Here is a 22,867-nt window from a genome sequence, read left to right as displayed (position 1 = left end):
GGTCGCGAACGAACCCTGGGATCCGAGTGTAAAATCGCTGGTCGCTTTTCCGCAACTGCTGGCGCTGCTGGGTGAAGATCCGGCATGGGTACAGAATCTGGGGAACGCGTTTCTGGCGCAACCGGATGACGTGATGAACACTGTGCAGAAATTTCGCGAAGTGGCGCAAAAGAGCGGGGCGCTGAAAAGCACGCCGCAGCAGACGGTGACCGTTAAACCGAAACCGGCTTCAACAACGGTGGTGAAAAGTGCGCCGGCGCAGCAAACCATTGTGATTGAATCTGCGGATCCGCAGGTAGTGTATGTGCCGAGTTACAACCCGAATGTGGTTTACGGTGCCTGGCCGACACCGGCCTATCCGCCGGTATATCTGCCACCGCCTCCGGGACAACAGTTTGTGAACGGCATGGCATCGGGGATCGGATTTGGTGTCGGCGTGGCAGCGACGTATGCGATCTTTGGCAGCATCGACTGGGATGACGATCATCATCACGACGATCACCACGATGACGGGCATCACGGCGGTTCGCAGAATAATTACGTCAATGTGAACGTTAATAATTACAACCGTATCTCCGGCAACAACAACAACGGGCTAAATCATCCGGGCGCATCGAATACCGCAGGCTGGCAGCATAATCCGGCCTACAACGCCGGTTTGCCGAACCGCACTGCGAACCTCAACGGGGCGACGCAAAACCGCGCACTGAATAACGCGGCGCAGCGTAATAACTATCGTGGTTTCGACAACAACACGCGCGGTATCAGCAACAATAATGCCGTCGGACGCAACGGCGGCGGTGTGCAGAATCAGAATCTGGATCAGCGCCGTCAGCAGGCCGCGTCGGTGATGAATCAGCATCAGAACACTCCGCAGAAGCAGGTGCATACACAGCAGCGAAACCTGCCGCGTTCAGCCCCCGCAGCCAGTGCCGCAGAACGTGCCGGTACACACAATGTCACGGGGCATCAGTTGCCTCAGCATCAGCAGTCGTTGTCTCAGCACAATACGAACCGCCAGCCGTCGCAGCAATTGAATCAGCATCAGCGACAGAATCTGAATGCATCACACAGCACAGCATTCAGTGGCAATTCCAGTCGTAGTCCGTCGTGGCAACAGCAGCAATCGCGGGGTAATCAGAGCCGCGAACATATGCAGAACTTCCAGCGGTCACGCCCTGCGAATGCAGAGCCAGCTCATTTACACCGTCGCTAGACTGACGAGGAAAGGTAATGAAGAGATTGCGTAATATTTTGATTTCCGCAGGCCTGCTGTTACTGCCCTTAACGGGTTTCGCGCAGCAGACATTTACCAGCCCTGAGCTGGCCGCGCAGGCGCTGGTCAAAGCCATTGAGGCACACGATGATGCGTCACTTGAACAACTTCTCGGTAATGACTGGCAAGTCTATCTGCCGCCAAAAGGTGTGGATCCGGATGAGGTTGCTCGCTTTCTGCGGGACTGGAATATCAGTCACAAGATTGCCGAACAAGGTGATATTGCTCACCTGAATGTCGGTCCGGAGAACTGGCAGTTGCCGATCCCGATGAAACACACGGCGCAGGGCTGGTCATTTGATATGGCCGCTGGTGCTGCTGAAATTGAAACCCGTACGATTGGTCGCAATGAGCTTTCTGCCATTCAGGTGGTGTCAGCGTATGCGGATGCCCAGCACGAGTATCAGCAGATTACCGGGCAATATGCCCAGCGCTTTGTCAGCACTGAAGGACAACACGATGGCCTTTACTGGCCGGTGAAAGAGGGCGAAGCGCCAAGTCCGCTGGGGCCAGCCTTTGGTGATGCGAAGGCGGGGTCTGCTTATCACGGCTATTACTATCGCATTCTGACGTCGCAGGGTGCGAATGCCAGCGGCGGTGCCTTGAGTTATATCGAAAATGGCAAGATGACCAAAGGTTTTGCGCTGATCGCCTGGCCGGCGGCGTACGGTCATACCGGTGTCACCAGTTTTATGATCAATCAGCAGGGCGAGGTGTATCAGCAGGATTTAGGCGAGAATACTGATGCCGCGGCAAAAGCGATCACGACATTTGACCCCGATGCTAAATGGCAGAAAGTGGACGACGGCGAATAGCGGAAATATGTGAATGAAAAAGCCCCGGCATGAAAGTGACGGGGCTTTTTTTTAGGCGACAGCGTATTTAGAAAGCGACGACGACTTTGCCCTGCATATGGCCGTCGAGCACTTTAGCGTGGGCCGCTTCGATGCTTTCCACGGTCAGACCTTGAAGGGTTTCGCTCAGTGTGGTTTGTACTTTGCCTTCATCTACCAGCGCGGCGACTTGTTTGAGGATCTCGCCCTGTTCGGCAATATCCGGTGTGGTGAACATGCTGCGGGTATACATCAGTTCCCAGTGCAGTGCGGCGCTTTTCAGTTTCAGCTTGTTCATGTCCAGCGGATGTTCGTTTTCAACGATGGTACAGATGTGGCCCATCGGTGCGATCAGGTCAGAAATGGCTTCCCAGTGGCCGTCGGTGTCGTTCAGACACAGAATAAAATCCACCTGTTTGATATCGTGCTTCGCCAGTTCACCTTTCAGATCTTTGTAATTCACAGTCAGATCCGCACCGCGATCCAGACACCATTGTGCCGATGCCGGACGGGAGGCCGTTGCGATCACTTTTACTTTGCTGCGCAGTGACGCGAACGGGATCGCCAGTGATCCGACGCCACCGGCACCGCCGATGATCAGCAGGGTTTTATCCGCAGAGGCATCCTGAATTTTCAGATGCTCGAACAGTGCTTCCCATGCGGTCAGCGTGGTCAGTGGCATGGCAGCGGCTTGTACCCAGTCCAGGTTTTTCGGTTTGACGGACACAATACGTGAGTCGATCAGCTGTTCTGTCGCATTGCTGCCGGAACGGGTGATATCCCCGGCGTACCAGACTTCATCACCCGCTTTGAAATTTTTCACTGCGCTGCCGACGGATTTGACGATACCGCTGGCATCCCAGCCCAGTACTTTTGGTGCATCCAGACCGCTTTTCTGCACGCCTTTGTGCACTTTGGTATCGACCGGATTGATCGACACCGCTTTCACTTCCACCAGCAGGTCGTAATCTTTCGCGACAGGCTGTGGTAATTCAACAGCGATAAAGTGAGCCGGGTCTTTTGGATTTACTGCGATTGCTTTAATGGTCATGTTTTCTGCCTCCGTTAGGTATACAGACAGTCTAGTCGTCATGACGTAAGCTGATAAGATGGACAATAACTAACAAAGTGTTCGGCTGAGGTGAACAATCATGTTTAAACAGTTGCAGGATATGGCGCTCTTTGCGCTGGTGGCGGAATGCGGCAGCTTCACGCAGGCTGCCAGCCGGGCCGGATTACCCAAATCCAGCGTCAGTCAGCGTATCAGTCAGCTGGAGAAATCCATCGGCCTGCGGTTGCTGAACCGCACGACGCGGCAGCTGAACCTGACCTTTGCCGGAGAACGCTATCTGATACACTGTCAGGAGATGATGCAGGCCAGCGAACGGGCTGAACTGGCCATCCGCCGTTTGCGCGATAACCCGAGCGGACGTTTGCGGATCACCAGTCCCGCCGGTCTGGGGGCAACGTTGCTGGCACGGGTGAATGTTGAATTTCAGAAACGCTATCCCGATGTGTCGCTGGAAGTGTCAGTGTCCGATGCGATGGTGGATCTGGTGCAGGAAGGTTTTGATATCGCGCTGCGTACCGGTAAACCGCAGGATTCCTCGCTGATTGGTCGTGAACTGGGGCACAGTCCGCGTTATCTGCTGGCGTCACCGGCGTATCTGGCGCAGCATCCGGCGATTGAAACGCCGCAACAGCTTGCATCACATCACTGCATTGCGCACCGGGCCTGGTCGGAATGGGTGTTGCATCATGGCGAAACCTATCACCGCTGGCTGTTGCCTTCCGCGCATACTACCGACAATCTGCTGTATGCGCGGGAATGCGCGCTGGCGGGCGCAGGCATCACGCTGTTACCGGCCTTTTTATGTCACGGCGAAGTGGCCAATGGCACGCTGGTGCGCGTGTTGCCAGAATGGGAAGCCGAGGGCAATGATCTGTATCTGGTCTATCCGGGGCGGAAACTGAATTCGCCGGCGCTGGCCTGTTTCATTGCGTTTATGCTGGAAGAGTATGGTTTTGCGAAGAGCTACAGCGAGGCGCTGGCGGGATAAATTTCAGGGAATGACAGCCATAAAAAAGGCCCGTTTCCGGGCCTTAGCGATTTTATAAAGACGATTACTTGATCATCTTTTTGTACTTGATGCGCTTCGGCTCTAACGCTTCGGCACCTAAAGTACGTTTTTTGTATTCTTCGTATTCGGTGAAGTTACCTTCGAAGAATTCGACTTTACCTTCATCCTGATAATCGAGGATGTGGGTCGCGATACGGTCGAGGAACCAGCGGTCATGGGAAATGACCATTGCGCAGCCCGGGAACTCCAGTAAGGCGTTTTCCAGTGCGCGCAGGGTTTCGATGTCGAGGTCGTTGGTCGGTTCATCGAGCAGCAACATGTTACCGCCAACCTGCAGCAGTTTTGCCAGATGCAGACGGCCACGCTCACCACCGGACAACTCGCCTACGCGTTTGCCCTGATCGACACCTTTGAAGTTGAAGCGGCCGACGTAAGCACGGCTTGGCATTTCAGTGGTGCCGATGCGCATGATGTCCTGACCACCGGATACTTCTTCCCACACGGTTTTGCTGTTGTCCATCGAATCACGGAACTGATCCACAGACGCCAGTTTCACGGTGTCGCCCAGCTCGATAGTGCCGCCGTTGGCTTCTTCCTGACCCGACATCATGCGGAACAGGGTTGATTTACCGGCGCCGTTCGGGCCGATAATGCCAACGATAGCGCCTTTCGGCACGGAGAAGGACAGGTCGTCGATCAGAACGCGATCACCATAAGACTTGCTCAGGTTTTTCACTTCGACAACTTTGTCGCCCAGGCGTGGACCTGGTGGAATGAACAGTTCGTTGGTTTCGTTACGTTTCTGGTATTCGGTGTTGTTCAGCTCTTCAAAGCGTGCCAGACGTGCCTTGCCTTTAGACTGACGGCCTTTTGCACCCTGACGAACCCACTCAAGCTCTTTCTCAATAGACTTACGACGGGCCGCTTCAGAAGAAGCTTCCTGCGCCAGACGTTCATCTTTTTGTTCCAGCCAGGTGGAGTAGTTACCTTCCCACGGAATACCTTCACCGCGGTCAAGCTCAAGGATCCAACCGGCAACGTTATCGAGGAAGTAACGGTCATGGGTAATCGCCACAACGGTACCTTCGAAGTCGTGCAGGAAGCGTTCCAGCCATGCCACGGATTCTGCATCCAGGTGGTTGGTCGGTTCGTCGAGAAGCAGCATGTCTGGTTTTTCCAGCAGCAGGCGGCACAGTGCCACACGGCGGCGTTCACCACCGGACAGCGTGGCGACTTTTGCATCCCAGTCTGGCAGACGCAGTGCATCAGCAGCACGTTCAAGCTGGCTGTTCAGGTTATGGCCATCATGTGCCTGAATGATCTCTTCCAGTCTGCCCTGTTCAGCGGCCAGTTTGTCGAAATCAGCTTCCGGCTCTGCGTACAGCGCATAGACTTCATCAAGACGTTTTAACGCGCCGACGACTTCAGAAACGGCTTCTTCCACGGACTCACGCACGGTGTGTTCCATGTTTAGCTGAGGTTCCTGCGGCAGATAACCGATTTTCAGATCAGGCTGCGGACGTGCTTCACCTTCGATGTCGGTATCGATACCGGCCATGATGCGCAGCAGGGTGGATTTACCTGAACCGTTCAGACCCAGAACACCGATTTTGGCACCAGGGAAGAAACTCAGGGAGATGTTCTTAAGAATATGACGCTTCGGCGGAACAACTTTGCCGAGGCGATGCATGGAATATACGTATTGAGCCACGTTGTTTTGAGCCTCTTTCTGCGGGCCGCGCGCTTTCTGCGAAGGGCAGGCGCTGCGGCATAGTAAGCAGCCCCGCCTGACTGCGGCATGACTGATAAGGGTTCCGACTGCGAAGTTTAACGTGTTTCAGTCGTGTACCCAACCATCAGGTTCACAGTAAGGCAAGAATGTTGCCGGCTGCGGACAGGAGAGGAGGCTTTCAGCCGAAAGGGATAGTGAACTCATCCGGTTCACTCGCCGGACGTAATGGCTGGACGCGCCCCACAAACATGCCGGAAGTCAGGATGTCGGTGAGCTTAACAACATGATATATCGCCTGTTTATTTTGCGTCTTCACCTTACGTTTGATATTGCCTTTGTGCGAAGCCACGGTTTTCTGTTTGATATTGAGATGTTCGGAAATGATTTGCGTATTCAGTCCTGACATCCACATTTTTAGAATGCTCGATTCCGTCCGGCTCAGGCTGACCGGCGTAAGATCCAGCGATTGTTCCGTTTCACCCGCACGCGAGAGCTGCAGGTTGTGGGCGATCAGCTGATAAATCGTGGTCGTCCTGACAGATTTCGACAAAATGATGATGTTTTTGCGGATCGGCACATAGTTCTGATAATTGAGATTCTCTCTGGAGATAAAGACAAAGAAAAGCGTGCCGGGATGCGCGTCGATCACCGCCCTGAGGGCGTGACCGGAAGGCGCATCAGACGTAAAACAATCTTCATTCACAAAGATGATTTCAGGCGTCAGGGAATTGCATGTGGCTTGCAGTTCGTTGATGTCCTTGAGCGAAAGAATATCTTTCTGGTGTTGTCCGTTAAGTTGCAAGAGCGAATGCAATGCCAGCTGTGTGTAAAAACACTTATCTACAATGAGCGATGACATTGGGTTTACCTGTTTTTGGCCTCTGTATGACTGCAGTGCAGAGAAGCTCGTTTTTATAAAAGTGACCCTACAGCGATAGGGCGTTCCCGTGAAAGTTGCCGGTCGCCGGCAAAACTAACATTGCTGTGTAAAGGGATACCCCTGGCGAGAGTAATAAAGCGGTAAGAGATTGATGTAAATCAGCAGAATGGGTTTTGGAACGTTTTGTGAGATCTTTGAGACGAATTGAGAGCGGAAAAGAGTAAAGTTTCAGAATTGTGACGTTTTTTATCGTAAAACGCCGGGCTACAGAAGGTAACCCGGCATAAGGATAAATCGTCAGACTTTCTTGCGGATGAAGCGGTTAACCAGCCATTTCTCGATTTCGACAATCACGAAGATCATCGCACCGACCACCAGCGTGATGCCCCAGAATTTCAGCGGCATCGGCACGGTGCCGAACAACTGGTTCATGACTGGCAGATAAATCAGCGCCAGTTGCAGCACCAGTAATACGCCGGAAACAATCCACAATCCTTTGTTAACGAACACTTCGCGGGTCAGCGGGAAGCGGTCCATCACGCGGCAGTTAAACATATACACCCACTGCGCGGTAACCAGCGTCTGTAACAGCACGGTGCGGATTAAATCGCTGCTGTAGCCGCGCGGCTGCATCCAGGCTTCAAGAACGAAGGCGCTGCAGGCAATCAAAATACCGACGAAAGCGATACGCCAGACGGCATGCAGGTCCAGTACGTGCTGGCCTGGTGCGCGAGGACGGCGACGCATCATGCCTTTCTCACCCGGCTCGAAGGCCAGACCGAACGACAGCGTGGTGGAGGTCGCCATGTTCATCCATAAGATCTGCACCGGCGTCAGCGGGATCACCGCACCGGCCAGAATCGCCAGGATAATCAGCAGCCCCTGCGCGAGGTTAGTCGGCAGAATAAACAGAATCGTTTTCTTCAGGTTGTCGTAAACGCGACGTCCTTCTTTTACCGCACTGGCGATGGTCGCGAAGTTGTCATCGGTCAGAACCATGTCTGCGGCTTCTTTGGTGACTTCAGTGCCTTTGATACCCATTGCGATACCGACGTCGGCCTGTTTCAGCGCTGGCGCGTCATTCACGCCATCGCCGGTCATCCCGACTACTTCACCGTTTTCCTGCAAGGCTTTGACCAGACGCAATTTATGCTCAGGGCTGGTACGGGCGAAAATATCGTACTGGCTGGCAGCGACGGCCAGTTCAGCGTCATCCATATGCTCAAGCTGGTAACCGGTGATGGAGTCGCCGCTGTTGCCGATGCCTAACATTTTGCCGATAGCCATCGCGGTTTCCTGATGGTCACCGGTGATCATCTTCACGCGGATCCCGGCCTGCTGACACTGTGCAATCGCATCAATGGCTTCAGGGCGTGGCGGATCCATCATGGCGGCAATCCCGGTGAACACCAGTCCTTCCTGCAGGTGGTCATGGTTCAGGTCGCCTGCAATTTCCGGCTCATCTTTGACAGCCGCAGCTACCATGCGCAGACCCTGACGGGCATAGCGCGCCATCTCTTCTTCCCAGTATTCGCGGCGGAAAGGCTGGACGCCGTTTTCAGTCAGCTCAAGCTTCGCTAAGGAGAACAAAACATCCGGTGCGCCGGTCACAAACAACTGGGTTTTGCCGCCGATGCGCTGCAAGGTCGCCATGTATTTATGTTTGGAATCAAACGGGATTTTATCCAGAGATTCAACCTGACCGGTATGCAGACTGGCTTTCGCTGCCAGCACTTTCAGTGCGCCGGACGTCGGACCGCCGGTAATTCCCCAGTGGCCTCTGTCGTCCTGAATCAGCTGGCTGTCGTTACAGATATCCACGGCAGTGATGAAGGTGTTGAGCACCGGCATACTGATGACATCCACCTGGCGCTGCGTGTGGGCATCCACGATGCGGCCTTTCGGCTGGTAGCTTTCCCCTTCCACATCGTAAGCACGGTCTGCCAGAATCACCGCTTTCACAGTCATTTCATTCATGGTCAGCGTGCCGGTTTTATCCGAGCAAATGACGGTCATTGAGCCCAGCGTTTCGACGGTCGGCAGTTTGCGGATAATGGCATGATTACGCGCCATCGACTGCACGCCCAGCGACAGAATAATCGAGATAATTGCCGGTAAACCTTCCGGAACCGATGCGACAGCCAGACTGATCAGCGACAGCAGCAGTTCGCCCAGCGGCATATCACGCAGGATGAACGCGAATACAAACAGGAAAGCCATCATCAGCAGGATCAGCGCGAAGATGCCTTTACCCAGTTTGTCGATTTGCTGCAACAGCGGGGTACGCTGCGCTTTAATCGCTGACATCATCTGGCTGATATGGCCCAGCTCCGTGTCCTGACCGGTGGCATAAACCACACCGGTGGCGGTGCCGCCGCTGATCATGGTGCCGGAGAACAGCAAGTTGTGGCGATCGCCGATCATGACTTCATCGTCGATGACCTGAGCGTTTTTGATGACGACGGTGGATTCGCCGGTAAGGATCGCTTCTTCGACCTGCAGGTTATGCGCGCTGACGATACGGATGTCTGCCGGGATTTTGTCACCGGGACGCAGTTGCACGATATCGCCGGGCACCAGCTGGTCGGCATTAATGGTTTGAACTTGTCCGTCACGCATCACTACGGCCTGACTGGACAGCATGTTTTGAATACTTTTCAGTGATTTTTCGGCGCTGTTTTCCTGCAGAAAACCAATCAGCGCATTGATCACCGCTACGCCCAGGATGACAAAGGTATCGACCCAGTGGCCCATGGCACCGGTCACGACGGCGGCGGCGAGCAGGATGTAAATCAGGACATCATTGAAGTGCGCCAGAAAACGCATCAGGGCACTTTTGGATTGTTTTTCCGGTAATGCGTTCGGGCCATATTTATTCAGGCGCTCGCTGGCTTCCTGCCGCGTCAGGCCATTTTCGCCGGTTTCAAGGCGCTGCATAGCGTCGTTACTACTAATCTGATACCAGTTTTTGTTTTCTGCTGCGGCAGAGGAAGAAGGGCTGGCATTCGTTTTTACCGATGAAGTTGAATGAGTCATATACTTTTCCATAAGCGAAGAACTGGGCTGTTATTAATATTTCAATCCTGACGGCGAAATAGCGAATATCAATTAATCAATTTTACAATAGGGAGTAATCATAATTAATTGAGCGTAAATAAATTTGATCTGAGCCAATAAATACTTTTTGTAGCTAATTAAATAATAAAAATCATTAAAAAACAATGGCTTATGCGAGTTAGGAATTTGCGTATTATTCCCATTTTATTTAACGTTTGTTTAGGAAGTGGTTGTCTGGGTAAATTGATGTAAATAAAGCTGAGTTTTGTCAGTGTGGCTATTTAATTTCGAATTGTAAGGCTGCTATCTATTTGTAATTAACAGGTGAATACCCGTTAAATATCTGCGGGTATAATATTCGCTCAAATTATTCCTGCCGCGATATTCTGTGACAGAAAATAGATCTGCCGCCGTCTGGTAAGTGCCGGACGCTTGCACCACACTGTGTAAAGTTTGTGATGCTGTCTCCGCATCGCTTCAATTTTAAAAATGAATCGATTAGCGTAGTAGCTGTCTACACAATGCAGAACAGTTTCGGCACAACCCGCGAGGATAAAGGTAAGTATGGTCAAGGTGGACAAATGGCATTCTCTGGCACTGAGCGTGCTGCTGGTAACAGCATCGGGCGTGGCGAAAGCGGACTCGCTGGACGCACAGCGCCAGCACTATATGCAGATTAAACAGGCATGGGATAACAATCAGATGGACGTTGTCAGCCAGCTGATGCCGACGCTGGAAGACTATCCTCTTTATCCTTATCTGGAATACCGGCAGCTGACGCAGGAACTGGGTGACGCGACGCCGGCGCAGGTGAACGCATTTGTGAAAGCGAACCCGACATTGCCGCCTGCGCGTTCTTTGCCAGCCCGCTTTGTCAATGAACTGGCACGCCGTCAGGACTGGAACAGTTTGCTTTCATTCAGCCCGCAACCACCGAAACCGGTGGCGGCGCGCTGTAACTACTATTACGCCAAATGGGCGACCGGCGATCAGAAAACCGCGTTTGATGGTGCGAAAGATATCTGGCTGACCGGCACATCACTGCCGAATACCTGCGATAAATTGTTCTCAGTCTGGCAGGGCGCAGGCAATCAGACCGCGCTGACGACGCTGCAACGAATTGGTCTGGCGATGAAAGCGGGTAACACCAGTCTGGTCAGTTATCTGGCAAAGCAGTTGCCGCCGGATTATCAGACTATGCGCGATGCGCTTGTCGATCTGCAAAATAATCCCAATACACTCGAAAGCTTTGCGCGCAATGTCGGTCCGACTGATTTTACCCGTAACGCGACCAGCATTACCTTCGCGCGCATTGCCCGTGATGATTCCGAGAATGCCCGTTCGATGATCCCGGTGCTTGTGCGCTTGCAGAAGATGAGTGACAGCGACCGGCTCGAACTGGAAGAAGCCGTTGCCTGGCGTTATATGGGCAGCGACGCCACACCGGAACAGGCCGCCTGGCGCGATAACGTCATTTTGCGCAGCCATTCCACCACGCTTGTTGAGCGGCGTATCCGTATGGCACTGGCCGCGGGTGACCGTCAGGGGCTGAACCAGTGGCTGCAACGCTTGCCGTCGGATGCCCTGCAGGAAGATGAATGGCAGTACTGGCGTGCGTCAGTGATGATTGACAACGGTCAGCGCTCGCAGGGTGAAGCGATGCTGCGCACGTTAATGAAAGGCCGCGGATTCTATCCGATGGCAGCGGCGCAAAAGCTGAACGTGACTTATCCGATGCAGATTTCTGTCGCGGCTAAGCCAGATTCAAGTATTGCAAAATTGCCGGAAGTGGCGCGTGTGCGTGAGCTGATGTACTGGCAGATGGACAATCTGGCGCGTACCGAATGGAGTTATCTGGTCAGCAGCCGCACGGAATCGCAGCAGTCGGCGCTGGCGCGCTATGCGTTCGAGCAAAAATGGCCGGATCTCAGCGTGCAAGCCACCATTACCGGCAAGCTGTGGGATTATCTCGAAGAGCGTTTCCCGCTGGCGTGGCCGGATGAATTCCGTCGTGCGACCAACGATAAAGGCATCACGCAAAGTTACGCAATGGCGATTGCCCGTCAGGAAAGTGCGTGGAATCCGAAAGCCCGTTCGCCAGTGGGCGCAGCCGGTCTGATGCAGGTGATGCCTGCGACTGCGCAACATACCGTCGATATGTTTGGGTTGCAGGGCTACAGCAATCCGGGGCAATTACTGGATCCGCAGATGAACATAACGATCGGCACCAGTTATCTGGAATATGTCTATCAGATGTTTGGGCGCAACCGTATTTTGTCCAGCGCGGCATATAACGCCGGGCCTTCACGCGTAAATACCTGGTTAGGTAACAGCGCGGGCAGGGTGGATTCGGTGGCGTTTATCGAAAGTATCCCTTTCTCTGAAACTCGTCGATATGTTAAAAATGTGTTGGCATATGACGCGTTTTATCGCTATTTTTTACATCAACCCGCCAAGATTTTGACGGATGCCGAATGGCAGAGGCGTTACTGATCCTTCGTCGTTTATGGTAAGCTGCTGTACTAGTTTAATAGTATGGCAGCCATCATGACCCAACGACCAATCAATGACCCTGCTCTTTCCCAACAAGGCAATGAGGACTGGCAATGCTTTCTGGCATTGCTGCAGCATTCTTTTGCTGAAAATCTGCATCAGGATTTGTTGCAACTGCTGCTTACGCCCGACGAACGTGCGGCGCTGGGTACACGGGTGCGGATTATTCAGGAACTGATGCGCGGAGAGTTGAGTCAGCGTGAGCTGAAAAGCCAGCTGGGAGCGGGTATCGCCACGATAACACGTGGATCGAATGGCCTGAAAACAGCACCGGCGGAGCTTAAGGAATGGCTGAGTGAGCACCTGCTGACAGACAAAACGGACGACTGAAGCGTCCGTTATCGTCTGATATTTTAGTGCGTTTGGGTTCTGACCTGATACACCGAATTATGAAAAGGCGCTAAAGCCAGTACCAGCGCCTGATGATAAACGCTGGTGCGGGTCAATTTTCCTGCTGTAAAGACTCCGATCGCGCCGCCTTTACGTTTTACTTCTGTGATACCCGTCAGTTTTTCCATCTCATCTCCCAGTTCGCTGCCCTGGTTAATTCCTTGTAAAATAATTTCAGGTAACATCAGGCTCGCTGAACGGGATTCACCACGCTGGTGCATATTCTCAATCACCATCCAGGCGAAGGTCATATTGTCTTCGATACCCGCTTCCACGCCGACCCAGAAGTCTGCCTCGGGGCGAACCTGGCGGGCGCCGATAACGCGATGGCGCGCACCGGTACGGGTTTCATTACTGCCGATAGGTTGACTGGGAACACCACTGTCGACGTCAACGCCTTCAATGCGGAATGCCTCAGCGCCGAAAATGTCTTCAAAAGCCATAGCGATAGCTTTGATTTTTGCCGGGTTAGTGGTTGCAGCGACAACATGGTACATAGAGTTTTAGCATCCTTTAGCAAATTTCACGCAGTATAACGGAAAACACTCATGTTACAGGTATATCTCGTCCGTCACGGCGAAACAGAATGGAACGCCGCACGCCGTATTCAGGGGCAATCAGACAGCCCGCTGACGGCCAAAGGTCTTTATCAGGCGCGTCAGGTTGCTGAACGTGTGCGTAATGAAGGGATCACCCACGTCATCACCAGTGACTTAGGACGTACCCGCCATACGGCGCAGATTATCGCTGATGCCTGCGGGTGTGAAGTGATCAATGAGCCGCGTTTGCGCGAATTACATATGGGCGTGCTGGAAGAACGTATTCTGGACGGCCTGACAGAGCAGGAAGAAGTATGGCGTAAGCAGATGGTCGATGGTTCACCGAAAGGGCGTATTCCTGAAGGTGAAACGATGACGGAACTGGCTGAGCGTATGCGTGCAGCACTCGACAGCTGTCTGGATTTGCCGGAAGGCAGTAAGCCTTTGCTGGTCAGTCACGGTATTGCACTGGGCTGCCTGATCAGTACCATCCTCGGGCTGCCTGCTTATGCGGAACGTCGTCTGCGTCTGCGTAACTGTTCTTTATCGCGTGTCGATCACCAGCAAAGTGCCTGGCTTGCGAGTGGCTGGATTGTGGAAACAGCGGGCGATGTATCACATCTGGAACTGCCCGCGTTAGACGAGTTGCAACGCTAACGCCAGAAGGCGTTAGCGGCGGATTGGGATCAGGTAATCACACTGTAGTTCGGTTGGCGTAGTGCCCGGGGCACGGCCATTCGTGTAAAAGCGTTCGATATCCTGTCCCTTTCTGCGGGTCAGTTTCAATGTCGGCAGACAGGTGCTGTACAGCGTCAGAATAAACTCCTGCAAATGCTCCGGCGTGCCATTGTAATGGAACATGGCATATTCGCCGTGCTGCAACACAATCGGCTGACCTTCAACGTTTTCCGGCAGGTGCTGAGCTTCCAGCGCGGTCGTGTACAATACTTCCTGCTCGTCATCTTTTTCCTGGCTTGGACGCGAATGGTGCAGGCCATAAAGTATTGGTGGCAGCGTTTTTGCTTCACCAATATATTGACGCCAGAAATGACGACGCATCTCGTTTCGATAAGTGGTGATTTGCTCCAGCGTACAGGCGTAACTCTGTGTCATCCCGACCAGATGCTGTTCCGGCAGTGAGATATATTCCGGCTGCGGCAGAATAAAAGCGCCCAGACGGATTGGCGGACAAATTCCAAACGAATGCCAGTCTTCAGCACGACGATACAGTGCCGGTGTTTGCGCAAATTGTTTTTTGAAGGCCCGGGTAAATGTTTGTTGAGAATCAAAACGATACTGAAGGGCGATATCTAAAATCGGGCGACTGGTGAGACGCAAGGCCACGGCCGCTTTCGACAAACGGCGGGCACGAATATAAGCGCCAATGGCATTATTAGTGACATCTTTAAACATGCGCTGCAGGTGCCACTTGGAATAGCCGGCCTTGGCTGCGACATTGTCGAGTGACAAGGGCTGGTCTAAATGGGTTTCTAACCAGCTAAGAAGGTCACGAATGATTCCTGCTTGATCCATAGATCGTCCTCGTTGAACTAAGATAAATGCACAGAATGATGGGCGGCATAATAGCAACTTTTTACCGATAAGACTTCCTAAGAATTTTTTGGCTATCTGTGCTATTTACCTGTGTTACAGAGTATTTCATTCCGAAAGTGTGAATACACGCTTTCTCCGCAGGGTTTCTTTGGAAAACAACGTCATGGTGATGACGTGGAGTAACTTAATGAATAGATGTTGGATTTTTGTTTTTTCGATGTTTGCTTTTTGTTCTACAGCGGTGCATGCAGAGCAGGTGGGTTCGGTCGATACCGTCTTCAAACTCTTCGGTCCCGACCATAAAATTGTCGTCGAGGCCTTTGATGATCCTGATATTAAAAATGTAACTTGTTATATCAGTCGTGCGAAAACCGGTGGCATCAAGGGCGGTTTAGGGCTGGCAGAAGATACCGCTGATGCCGCGATTTCCTGTCAGCAGGTGGGCCCGATTGATTTGAGCGACAAGATTAAGCAAGGCAAAGACAAAGGAACGGTTGTTTTTCAGAAACGCACATCGCTGGTGTTTAAAAAGCTGCAGGTGGTCCGTTTTTATGACGCGAATCGCAACGCACTTATTTATCTGAGCTACTCCGATAAAGTGGTGGATGGTTCACCGAAAAACGCACTGAGCGCGGTACCGATTATTCCGTGGGCGCACACCGCTCCATGAGTTCTCAGCACTGCGCAAAAAACAAAAGGCCAGCTTTCGCTGGCCTTTGACGTTTGTTTGGGTACCGTCTCACCGGATATAGTGCGGTTGGCAACCTTCTGTATCAGTCTTCCAGATCACCGCAGAAACGATAGCCTTCACCATGAATGGTGGCGATGATTTCCGGGGTATCAGGCGTCGCTTCGAAATGTTTACGGATGCGACGGATAGTGACGTCAACGGTACGGTCATGAGGCTTCAGCTCACGGCCGGTCATTTTCTTCAGCAAATCGCCACGGGTTTGGATCTTGCCCGGGTTTTCGCAGAAGTGCAGCATGGCGCGGAATTCGCTGCGCGGTAACTTGTACTGCTCACCTTGCGGGCTCACCAGCGAACGGCTGTTGATATCGAGTTCCCAGCCATTGAATTTGTAGCTTTCAACCAGACGGCGTTCTTCGCCGGTGGTGCCCAGATTCATGGTGCGGGACAGCAGGTTGCGTGCGCGGATAGTCAGTTCGCGTGGGTTGAAAGGCTTAGTGATGTAATCATCAGCGCCGATTTCCAGACCCAGAATTTTATCAACTTCGTTATCGCGACCAGTCAGGAACATCAAAGCAACGCTGGCTTGTTCGCGTAATTCGCGTGCCAGCAGCAGGCCGTTTTTGCCTGGCAGGTTGATGTCCATGATAACCAGATTGATGTCATTTTCGGACAGAATATGGTGCATTTCTGCGCCATCATTAGCTTCATGTACCATGTAGCCTTCTGCTTCAAAAATGCTCTTTAACGTATTACGTGTCACTAACTCGTCTTCGACGATCAGAATGTGAGGGGTCTGCATGATTGCTACCTAAGATTGCCAACAAATAGAAAATAGGAGTACAGAAGTCCTTGTTATCCCAGAGAATTTTGATGCTTTATTGGGCATCTCACTCGTTACATGACTAAAGTACGTAAACGCGTTCTCGATGCAATTTCCATCAACGACAACAACATCGCAAGCTCGGTCAGGGATTCCACTTTCTGCAGTTCCACGGGGTCCTAAAGCGGCGCATATCCTAACCCTATTAACAGCAATATAACAGCGAGTGCCGAAATTACCACTCAACAAAATTACGGTTTGTTGACATATATCAAGTTCAATTGTAGCACGGTAACAGAACAGTGAAAAACACTTACAAGAATGCACGCTTGAGTCACATTTCAACATTTATTGTACACGATTCAGCAAATGATTAAGAATCGGGAGATAAATGCAAAATGGTGATGATTCCTTATTATATATCCATATGAAAAATAATGATAAATTTTTCATTCCTGTTTGCTTAATCGGGCCAGCACCTTTTTTACCTGCAAGGTAAGGTTTTCCGATAAAATAAAGGAATATATTCAGCCGACTGTTAAGTTCTTGTGAAGAATATAAGCCATGAATAGATTTGGAGCAGGGTAAAATTTCATCGCTTAAATACTGACGTCAATTCTTTCCCTTTTGCAAAGGCCCGATATGCAACTTCATATTATTTTAGTTTCGCCGGCTCGCCCGGAAAATGTCGGTGCGGCAGCTCGTGCAATGAAAACCATGGGTTTCGCATCGTTACGTATTGTCGACAGCGGGGCGCATCTCAGGCCGGAAGCCGGCTGGGTTGCGCATGGTTCGCAGGAGATCCTGCAAAATGCTCTCCATTTCAATACGCTTGCGCAAGCGCTGGCTGATATCGATTTTACCGTAGCTACAACTGCCCGCAGCCGGGCTAAATTTCACTATTACTGCACACCGCAGGAATTGCAGGTGCAGCTCGAAGAAAAGAGCCAGTGGATCAATCATGCCGCGCTGGTCTTTGGTCGTGAAGATTCCGGTCTGACGAATGAAGAGCTGGAACTGGCGGATGTGCTGACCGGCGTACCGATGGTGGCCGATTATCCGTCACTCAATCTGGGGCAGGCGGTGATGGTGTTCTGTTATCAGCTCTCTTCGCTGAATCAGGTGACCTCGGCAAAACCTGAAATTGCCGAAGCAGGACAGCTTTCCGCGTTGCGTGCCAGAGTCGGGCGTTTGCTTGAAAATGTCGGGGCAGAAGATGACCAGAAATTGTCCGACTGGTTGCATCAGCGCCTGGGTCTTTTACAGCAGCGCGACGCCGCAATGCTGCATACTTTGCTGCATGACATCGAAAAAAAACTGACCTCATGATGTGAGGGGATTTTCGGCCTGAACAGTTCGATATCCGGCGTGATGGGAACACAGTTGGCGATCACACTGGAAAGGGTTTTAAAGGCAGACGATTATACAGTTGATTTTGTCCGTGACTCAGCGGTGAAAGATAGAAAAAAATTGACTTGTCGTGCCTTATGCTTTAGCTAATAGAGGCAGACAGAGTACAAACCCTAAGACAGACAGAAAATAAAAATGCGAATCATCAGCCTGAATACAACAATTATTACCACCACCGATACCACAGGTAACGGGGCGGGCTGACGCGTACAGGAAAAAGAAAAAAAGCCCGCACCTAACCAGTGCGGGCTTTTTTTTTACATTTAAACGAGAGCTTCAGGAGAGTACCAGAAATGCGAGTGTTGAAATTTGGCGGGACCTCGGTAGCAAACGCAGAACGCTTCTTGCGGGTTGCGGACATTATGGAAAGCAATGCGCGTCAGGGACAGGTCGCAACGGTTTTATCCGCGCCTGCCAAAATTACCAACTATCTGGTGGCCATGATTGAGCGAACTGTCGCAGGACAGGACATTCAAACCATCATGAGCGATGCAGAAAACATTTTTGGTCAGCTGATTACCGGTCTGGCAGCGGCGCAGCCGGGTTTTGATTTGCCAAAGGTGAAAGCATTTGTCGATCACGAATTCGCTCAGCTCAAACAACTGATGCATGGCATTACCCTGCTGGGCCAATGTCCGGACAGTGTGAACGCGTCCATTATCTGTCGTGGTGAAAAACTTTCCATTGCCATCATGGAGGCGGTATTTCTGGCGAAAGGTTTCGGGGTCACCGTCATCAATCCGGTTGAAAAGTTGCTTGCTCAGGGGCATTACCTTGAATCCACCGTGGATATCAACGAATCCACCCGCCGTATCGCCGCCAGCGCCATCCCTGCCGATCACATTGTGCTGATGGCCGGTTTCACTGCCGGTAATGAAAAGGGCGAACTGGTGGTGCTGGGCCGTAACGGCTCCGACTATTCAGCCGCCGTACTGGCTGCCTGTTTACGCGCTGACTGTTGCGAGATCTGGACTGATGTCGATGGCGTTTATACCTGTGACCCGCGCACTGTACCCGATGCCCGCTTGCTGAAATCGATGTCGTATCAGGAAGCGATGGAGCTTTCGTATTTTGGCGCGAAAGTCCTTCACCCGCGTACCATCCTGCCGATTGCCCAGTTCCAGATCCCTTGCCTGATTAAAAACACCACTAACCCGCAGGCGCCGGGTACCCTGATTGGCAGCGAAAGCCTTGATGACAGCACGCCGGTAAAAGGCATCACTAATCTGAATAACATGGCGATGATCAACGTTTCCGGTCCGGGAATGAAAGGGATGATCGGCATGGCAGCGCGTGTGTTTGCCGTAATGTCCCGTTCCGGCATTTCCGTGGTGCTGATCACGCAGTCGTCTTCCGAATACAGCATCAGTTTCTGTGTGCCGCAAAGCGAGCTGCAACGCGCCCGTAAAGCGCTGGAAGACGAGTTCTATCTTGAGCTGAAAGACGGCCTGCTCGAGCCGCTGGACGTCATGGAAAAGCTGGCGGTGATTTCCGTGGTCGGCGACGGTATGCGCACGCTGCGCGGCATTTCAGCGAAATTTTTCTCGGCTCTGGCCCGCGCCAATATCAATATTGTGGCGATCGCTCAGGGCTCTTCCGAACGTTCTATCTCCGTGGTCGTCAATAATGACGATGCGACCACCGGCGTGCGCGTCAGCCATCAGATGCTGTTCAATACCGATCAGGTGATCGAAGTATTCCTGATCGGCGTCGGCGGTGTGGGCGGGGCATTGATCGAACAGATCCGCCGTCAGCAGGCGTGGCTGAAAACCAAGCACATCGATCTGCGCGTGTGTGGCATCGCTAACTCCCGCGCGTTACTGACCAACGTTCACGGTATTGCACTGGAAACCTGGCGTGATGAACTCGCTGCTGCGAAAGAACCGCTAAATCTGGGGCGTCTGATCCGTCTGGTGAAAGAATATCACCTGCTGAATCCGGTGATCGTCGACTGTACGTCCAGTCAGGAAGTGGCCGATCAGTATGCCGATTTCCTCGCCGACGGTTTCCACGTGGTCACGCCAAACAAAAAGGCCAACACGTCTTCAATGAATTACTACCATCAGCTGCGCAAAGCGGCTGATGGTTCACGCCGTAAGTTCCTTTACGACACCAATGTCGGCGCGGGTTTACCGGTTATTGAAAACCTGCAAAACCTGCTGAATGCCGGTGATGAACTGCTCCGCTTCTCCGGTATTCTGTCCGGTTCTCTGTCCTTCATCTTTGGTAAGCTGGACGAAGGCATGTCGCTGTCCGCCGCGACCTTGCAGGCGAAGGAAATGGGCTATACCGAACCGGATCCCCGTGATGATTTGTCCGGTATGGACGTGGCGCGTAAGTTGCTGATCCTGGCGCGTGAAGCCGGTTACAAACTCGAACTGTCGGATATCGATGTGGAATCTGTTTTACCGGCGTCCTTTAACAGCGAAGGAAGCGTGAGTGATTTTGTTGCACGCTTGCCGGAACTGGATGCAGAGTTCGCCCAACGCGTGGCCGATGCTACCGCTGCAGGCAAAGTATTGCGTTATGTCGGGGCTATCGAAGACGGTCAGTGCAAGGTAAAAATCGATGCCGTCGATGGTAATGACCCGCTTTATAAAGTAAAAAATGGTGAGAATGCGCTGGCGTTTTACAGCCGCTATTATCAACCGTTGCCGTTGGTTCTGCGTGGCTACGGTGCCGGGAATGATGTGACGGCGGCAGGTGTGTTTGCCGATCTTTTGAGAACGCTGTCATGGAAGTTAGGAGTTTAATATGGTTAAGGTGTATGCCCCGGCTTCAATCGGGAACGTCAGCGTAGGCTTCGACGTGCTGGGCGCGGCCGTGTCTCCGGTCGATGGCACGCTGCTGGGCGACTGCGTTTCTGTCGAAGCGGCCACAGAGTTCAGTCTGAAAAACGAAGGCAAGTTTGTGTCTAAACTGCCTGACCGCATGGAAGACAACATCGTTTATCAGTGCTGGCAGCGTTTCTGTCAGGAAATCGGCAAAGAAGTGCCGGTGGCAATGACGCTGGAAAAAAACATGCCGATCGGTTCCGGCCTGGGTTCCAGCGCCTGTTCGGTGGTCGCCGGTCTGATGGCGATGAATGAATTTTGCGGTAAGCCGCTCAGTGAAAACCAGATGCTGTTGCTGATGGGCGAGCTGGAAGGGCGTATTTCCGGCAGCGTGCATTTCGATAATGTCGCACCCTGCTATCTGGGCGGCATTCAGCTGATGCTGGAAGAACTCGATATTATCAGCCAGAACGTGCCAAGCTTTGACGACTGGTTGTGGGTGATGGCGTATCCGGGCATCAAAGTGTCGACGGCAGAAGCGCGTGCTATTTTACCCGCGCAGTATCGCCGTCAGGATTGCATCAGCCATGGTCGTTATCTGGCGGGCTTTATTCATGCCTGTCACACGCAGCAACCTAGGCTGGCTGCGAAACTGATGAAAGATGTGATTGCTGAACCTTATCGTACCCGTCTGCTGCCGGGCTTTGCAGAAGCACGCAGCGCCGCAGAAGAAATCGGTGCACTGGCTTGCGGGATTTCGGGTTCCGGTCCGACGCTGTTTGCGGTTTGTAATGACAGCGCGACAGCGAAACGTATGGCTGACTGGCTGCAGACGCACTATCTGCAAAATGACGAAGGCTTTGTTCATATTTGTCGTCTTGATACCGCGGGCGCGCGGGTATTGGGATAACTCGATAATTTATTGGGATAACTAATGAAACTGTACAACCTGAAGGATCACAACGAGCAGGTCAGCTTTGCTCAGGCCGTCAAACAAGGTCTTGGAAAACAGCAGGGGTTATTCTTCCCGCTGGATCTGCCGGAATTTGAACTGACTGAAATCGACCGCTTGCTGGAACTGGATTTCGTCACCCGCAGCAGCCGCATTCTTTCTGCTTTCATCGGCGATGAAATTCCTGAAGAGGAATTACATCAGCGTGTGAAAAACGCCTTTGCTTTCCCGGCACCGGTAGCGAAAGTGGAAGAAGACATTGCCTGTCTGGAACTGTTCCACGGTCCGACCCTGGCCTTTAAAGATTTCGGTGGCCGTTTCATGGCGCAGATCCTGACGCAGGTTTCAGGTGACGAGCCGGTGACCATTCTGACCGCAACGTCGGGCGATACCGGCGCAGCCGTGGCGCACGCTTTCCACGGTCTGAAAAATGTCCGTGTAGTGATCCTGTATCCGCGTGGCAAAATCAGTCCGTTGCAGGAAAAACTGTTCTGTACGCTGGGCGGTAACATTCACACTGTCGCCATCGACGGTGATTTTGATGCCTGTCAGGCGCTGGTCAAACAGGCGTTTGATGATGAAGAACTGAAACACGCGCTGAAGCTGAACTCAGCCAACTCCATCAATATCAGCCGTCTGCTGGCGCAGATTTGCTACTACTTTGAAGCAGTGGCTCAGTTGCCGCAGGAAGCGCGCAATCAGCTGGTTGTTTCCGTGCCAAGCGGTAACTTCGGGGATCTGACCGCCGGTCTGCTGGCGAAATCTCTCGGCCTGCCGGTGAAACGCTTCATCGCAGCGACTAACGCCAATGATACCGTGCCGCGTTTCCTGTCTGACGGCGAATGGGATCCGAAGAAAACCGTAGCGACATTGTCGAACGCCATGGACGTCAGTCAGCCAAATAACTGGCCACGTGTGGAAGAACTGTATCGTCGTAAAACCTGGCAGCTGAAAGATCTGGGCTTTGGCGCAGTCAGCGATGACACCACCGAAGATGCGATGCGAGAGCTGGCGAATATCGGTTATATCTCTGAACCTCACGCGGCTATTGCTTACCGTGTATTGCGTGATCAGTTGCAACCGGGCGAATTTGGTCTGTTCATCGGTACTGCGCATCCGGCGAAATTCAAAGAAAGCGTGGAAGCGATTTTGGATCAGGACATCGGTTTGCCGAAAGAACTGGCGGATCGCGCAGATCTGCCGTTGCTGTCGCATAACCTTCCGGCTGATTTCAGTGAAATGCGCGCATTCCTGATGGCGCTGCCTGAATAAAAACCGTGCTTCAGAAATGCAAAAGCCCTCTTCGTGGACTGACCCCATAAAGT

At 52.4% G+C, this 22,867-nt stretch carries 19 protein-coding genes and 1 other annotated feature; of the genes, 12 read left to right on the top strand and 7 right to left on the bottom strand.

Annotation, left to right across the window (positions count from 1 at the left end):
- The coding region (locus tag UC15_RS13255) for a DUF3300 domain-containing protein (protein WP_112288882.1) at nt 1–1,216 on the top strand (1,216 nt) is incomplete at its 5' end.
- A 17-nt stretch (nt 1,217–1,233) separates the two neighbouring features.
- Nucleotides 1,234–2,091 (top strand): DUF2950 domain-containing protein, encoded by an 858-nt coding sequence (locus UC15_RS13250; protein ID WP_112288881.1) that lies wholly within the window; start codon nt 1,234–1,236, stop codon nt 2,089–2,091.
- Between the two features lie 67 nt (nt 2,092–2,158).
- Here UC15_RS13250 and UC15_RS13245 read toward each other — a convergent pair whose 3' ends face one another.
- Entirely contained in the window at nt 2,159–3,160 is a 1,002-nt protein-coding gene (locus UC15_RS13245; protein WP_112288880.1) for a zinc-binding alcohol dehydrogenase family protein, read from the bottom strand.
- A 100-nt stretch (nt 3,161–3,260) separates the two neighbouring features.
- Here UC15_RS13245 and UC15_RS13240 point away from each other — a divergent pair, with 100 nt between their 5' ends.
- Complete coding sequence (locus tag UC15_RS13240) at nt 3,261–4,169, top strand: LysR family transcriptional regulator (protein ID WP_112288879.1); 909 nt, start codon at nt 3,261–3,263, stop codon at nt 4,167–4,169.
- Between the two features lie 64 nt (nt 4,170–4,233).
- Here the strand turns inward: UC15_RS13240 and ettA are convergent, their stop codons facing one another.
- The 3 genes from ettA to UC15_RS13225 form a co-directional block, all read right to left on the bottom strand.
- Nucleotides 4,234–5,901: an energy-dependent translational throttle protein EttA gene (gene ettA, locus UC15_RS13235; RefSeq protein WP_112288878.1), complete on the bottom strand. Its 1,668-nt coding sequence runs from the start codon at nt 5,899–5,901 to the stop codon at nt 4,234–4,236.
- A 199-nt stretch (nt 5,902–6,100) separates the two neighbouring features.
- A complete protein-coding gene (gene rcsA / locus UC15_RS13230) occupies nt 6,101–6,781 on the bottom strand; it encodes a transcriptional regulator RcsA (protein WP_112288877.1) in 681 nt (226 codons plus the stop codon).
- A gap of 318 nt (nt 6,782–7,099) precedes the next feature.
- Nucleotides 7,100–9,838, bottom strand: a complete 2,739-nt coding sequence (locus tag UC15_RS13225; protein WP_112288883.1) for a cation-transporting P-type ATPase — start codon at nt 9,836–9,838, stop codon at nt 7,100–7,102.
- 594 nt (nt 9,839–10,432) lie between these two features.
- On the opposite strand from UC15_RS13225, the gene sltY reads away from it, so the two are divergent.
- On the top strand, nt 10,433–12,352 hold the full coding sequence (gene sltY, locus UC15_RS13220) for a murein transglycosylase (RefSeq protein ID WP_181955513.1): 1,920 nt from the start codon (nt 10,433–10,435) through the stop codon (nt 12,350–12,352).
- A 54-nt stretch (nt 12,353–12,406) separates the two neighbouring features.
- A complete protein-coding gene (trpR, locus tag UC15_RS13215; protein WP_112288875.1) occupies nt 12,407–12,742 on the top strand; it encodes a trp operon repressor in 336 nt (111 codons plus the stop codon).
- A gap of 23 nt (nt 12,743–12,765) precedes the next feature.
- Here trpR and yjjX read toward each other — a convergent pair whose 3' ends face one another.
- Nucleotides 12,766–13,299: an inosine/xanthosine triphosphatase gene (gene yjjX / locus UC15_RS13210; RefSeq protein ID WP_112288874.1), complete on the bottom strand. Its 534-nt coding sequence runs from the start codon at nt 13,297–13,299 to the stop codon at nt 12,766–12,768.
- Nucleotides 13,300–13,350: 51 nt separating this feature from the next.
- On the opposite strand from yjjX, the gene gpmB reads away from it, so the two are divergent.
- On the top strand, nt 13,351–13,998 hold the full coding sequence (gene gpmB / locus UC15_RS13205) for a 2,3-diphosphoglycerate-dependent phosphoglycerate mutase GpmB (protein ID WP_112288873.1): 648 nt from the start codon (nt 13,351–13,353) through the stop codon (nt 13,996–13,998).
- 12 nt (nt 13,999–14,010) lie between these two features.
- Here gpmB and robA read toward each other — a convergent pair whose 3' ends face one another.
- Nucleotides 14,011–14,874 carry an MDR efflux pump AcrAB transcriptional activator RobA gene (gene robA, locus UC15_RS13200; RefSeq protein WP_095924588.1) on the bottom strand — a complete coding sequence of 288 codons (864 nt, stop codon included), beginning with the start codon at nt 14,872–14,874 and terminating at the stop codon, nt 14,011–14,013.
- A 208-nt stretch (nt 14,875–15,082) separates the two neighbouring features.
- On the opposite strand from robA, the gene creA reads away from it, so the two are divergent.
- Complete coding sequence (gene creA / locus UC15_RS13195; protein ID WP_112288872.1) at nt 15,083–15,565, top strand: protein CreA; 483 nt, start codon at nt 15,083–15,085, stop codon at nt 15,563–15,565.
- A 103-nt stretch (nt 15,566–15,668) separates the two neighbouring features.
- Here the strand turns inward: creA and arcA are convergent, their stop codons facing one another.
- Nucleotides 15,669–16,385, bottom strand: a complete 717-nt coding sequence (gene arcA, locus UC15_RS13190) for a two-component system response regulator ArcA (RefSeq protein ID WP_112168192.1) — start codon at nt 16,383–16,385, stop codon at nt 15,669–15,671.
- Between the two features lie 663 nt (nt 16,386–17,048).
- On the opposite strand from arcA, the gene UC15_RS13185 reads away from it, so the two are divergent.
- The 5 genes from UC15_RS13185 (at nt 17,049) to thrC (ending at nt 22,814) form a co-directional block, all read left to right on the top strand.
- Nucleotides 17,049–17,735, top strand: coding sequence for a tRNA/rRNA methyltransferase (locus UC15_RS13185; RefSeq protein ID WP_112288871.1), 687 nt, complete (start codon nt 17,049–17,051; stop codon nt 17,733–17,735).
- 216 nt (nt 17,736–17,951) lie between these two features.
- Nucleotides 17,952–18,020 (top strand): thr operon leader peptide, encoded by a 69-nt coding sequence (gene thrL / locus UC15_RS13180; protein WP_071823645.1) that lies wholly within the window; start codon nt 17,952–17,954, stop codon nt 18,018–18,020.
- Nucleotides 17,959–18,075, top strand: a sequence feature (Thr leader region). Its footprint overlaps the gene before it by 62 nt.
- A gap of 34 nt (nt 18,076–18,109) precedes the next feature.
- Nucleotides 18,110–20,569 carry a bifunctional aspartate kinase/homoserine dehydrogenase I gene (thrA, locus tag UC15_RS13175; RefSeq protein ID WP_112288870.1) on the top strand — a complete coding sequence of 820 codons (2,460 nt, stop codon included), beginning with the start codon at nt 18,110–18,112 and terminating at the stop codon, nt 20,567–20,569.
- 1 nt (nt 20,570) lies between these two features.
- Entirely contained in the window at nt 20,571–21,500 is a 930-nt protein-coding gene (gene thrB, locus UC15_RS13170) for a homoserine kinase (RefSeq protein ID WP_112288869.1), read from the top strand.
- Nucleotides 21,501–21,524: 24 nt separating this feature from the next.
- Nucleotides 21,525–22,814, top strand: a complete 1,290-nt coding sequence (thrC, locus tag UC15_RS13165; protein ID WP_112288868.1) for a threonine synthase — start codon at nt 21,525–21,527, stop codon at nt 22,812–22,814.
- Nucleotides 22,815–22,867 lie beyond the last annotated feature (53 nt).

This window comes from Rahnella sp. AN3-3W3 (assembly GCF_003263545.1).
In the GTDB taxonomy this organism is placed as follows: domain Bacteria; phylum Pseudomonadota; class Gammaproteobacteria; order Enterobacterales; family Enterobacteriaceae; genus Rahnella; species Rahnella variigena.
The sequence above is the reverse complement of the archived record's forward strand: the minus strand, read 5'-3'. Positions and strand labels throughout refer to the sequence as shown.

Coding starts and splice junctions, on each gene's coding strand:
- UC15_RS13250 (WP_112288881.1), top strand. CDS start 1,234: ATGAAGAGATTGCGTAATATTTTGATTTCCGCAGGCCTGCTGTTACTG.
- UC15_RS13245 (WP_112288880.1), bottom strand. CDS start 3,160: ATGACCATTAAAGCAATCGCAGTAAATCCAAAAGACCCGGCTCACTTT.
- UC15_RS13240 (WP_112288879.1), top strand. CDS start 3,261: ATGTTTAAACAGTTGCAGGATATGGCGCTCTTTGCGCTGGTGGCGGAA.
- rcsA (WP_112288877.1), bottom strand. CDS start 6,781: ATGTCATCGCTCATTGTAGATAAGTGTTTTTACACACAGCTGGCATTG.
- UC15_RS13225 (WP_112288883.1), bottom strand. CDS start 9,838: ATGACTCATTCAACTTCATCGGTAAAAACGAATGCCAGCCCTTCTTCC.
- trpR (WP_112288875.1), top strand. CDS start 12,407: ATGACCCAACGACCAATCAATGACCCTGCTCTTTCCCAACAAGGCAAT.
- yjjX (WP_112288874.1), bottom strand. CDS start 13,299: ATGTACCATGTTGTCGCTGCAACCACTAACCCGGCAAAAATCAAAGCT.
- gpmB (WP_112288873.1), top strand. CDS start 13,351: ATGTTACAGGTATATCTCGTCCGTCACGGCGAAACAGAATGGAACGCC.
- robA (WP_095924588.1), bottom strand. CDS start 14,874: ATGGATCAAGCAGGAATCATTCGTGACCTTCTTAGCTGGTTAGAAACC.
- creA (WP_112288872.1), top strand. CDS start 15,083: ATGAATAGATGTTGGATTTTTGTTTTTTCGATGTTTGCTTTTTGTTCT.
- arcA (WP_112168192.1), bottom strand. CDS start 16,385: ATGCAGACCCCTCACATTCTGATCGTCGAAGACGAGTTAGTGACACGT.
- UC15_RS13185 (WP_112288871.1), top strand. CDS start 17,049: ATGCAACTTCATATTATTTTAGTTTCGCCGGCTCGCCCGGAAAATGTC.
- thrA (WP_112288870.1), top strand. CDS start 18,110: ATGCGAGTGTTGAAATTTGGCGGGACCTCGGTAGCAAACGCAGAACGC.
- thrB (WP_112288869.1), top strand. CDS start 20,571: ATGGTTAAGGTGTATGCCCCGGCTTCAATCGGGAACGTCAGCGTAGGC.
- thrC (WP_112288868.1), top strand. CDS start 21,525: ATGAAACTGTACAACCTGAAGGATCACAACGAGCAGGTCAGCTTTGCT.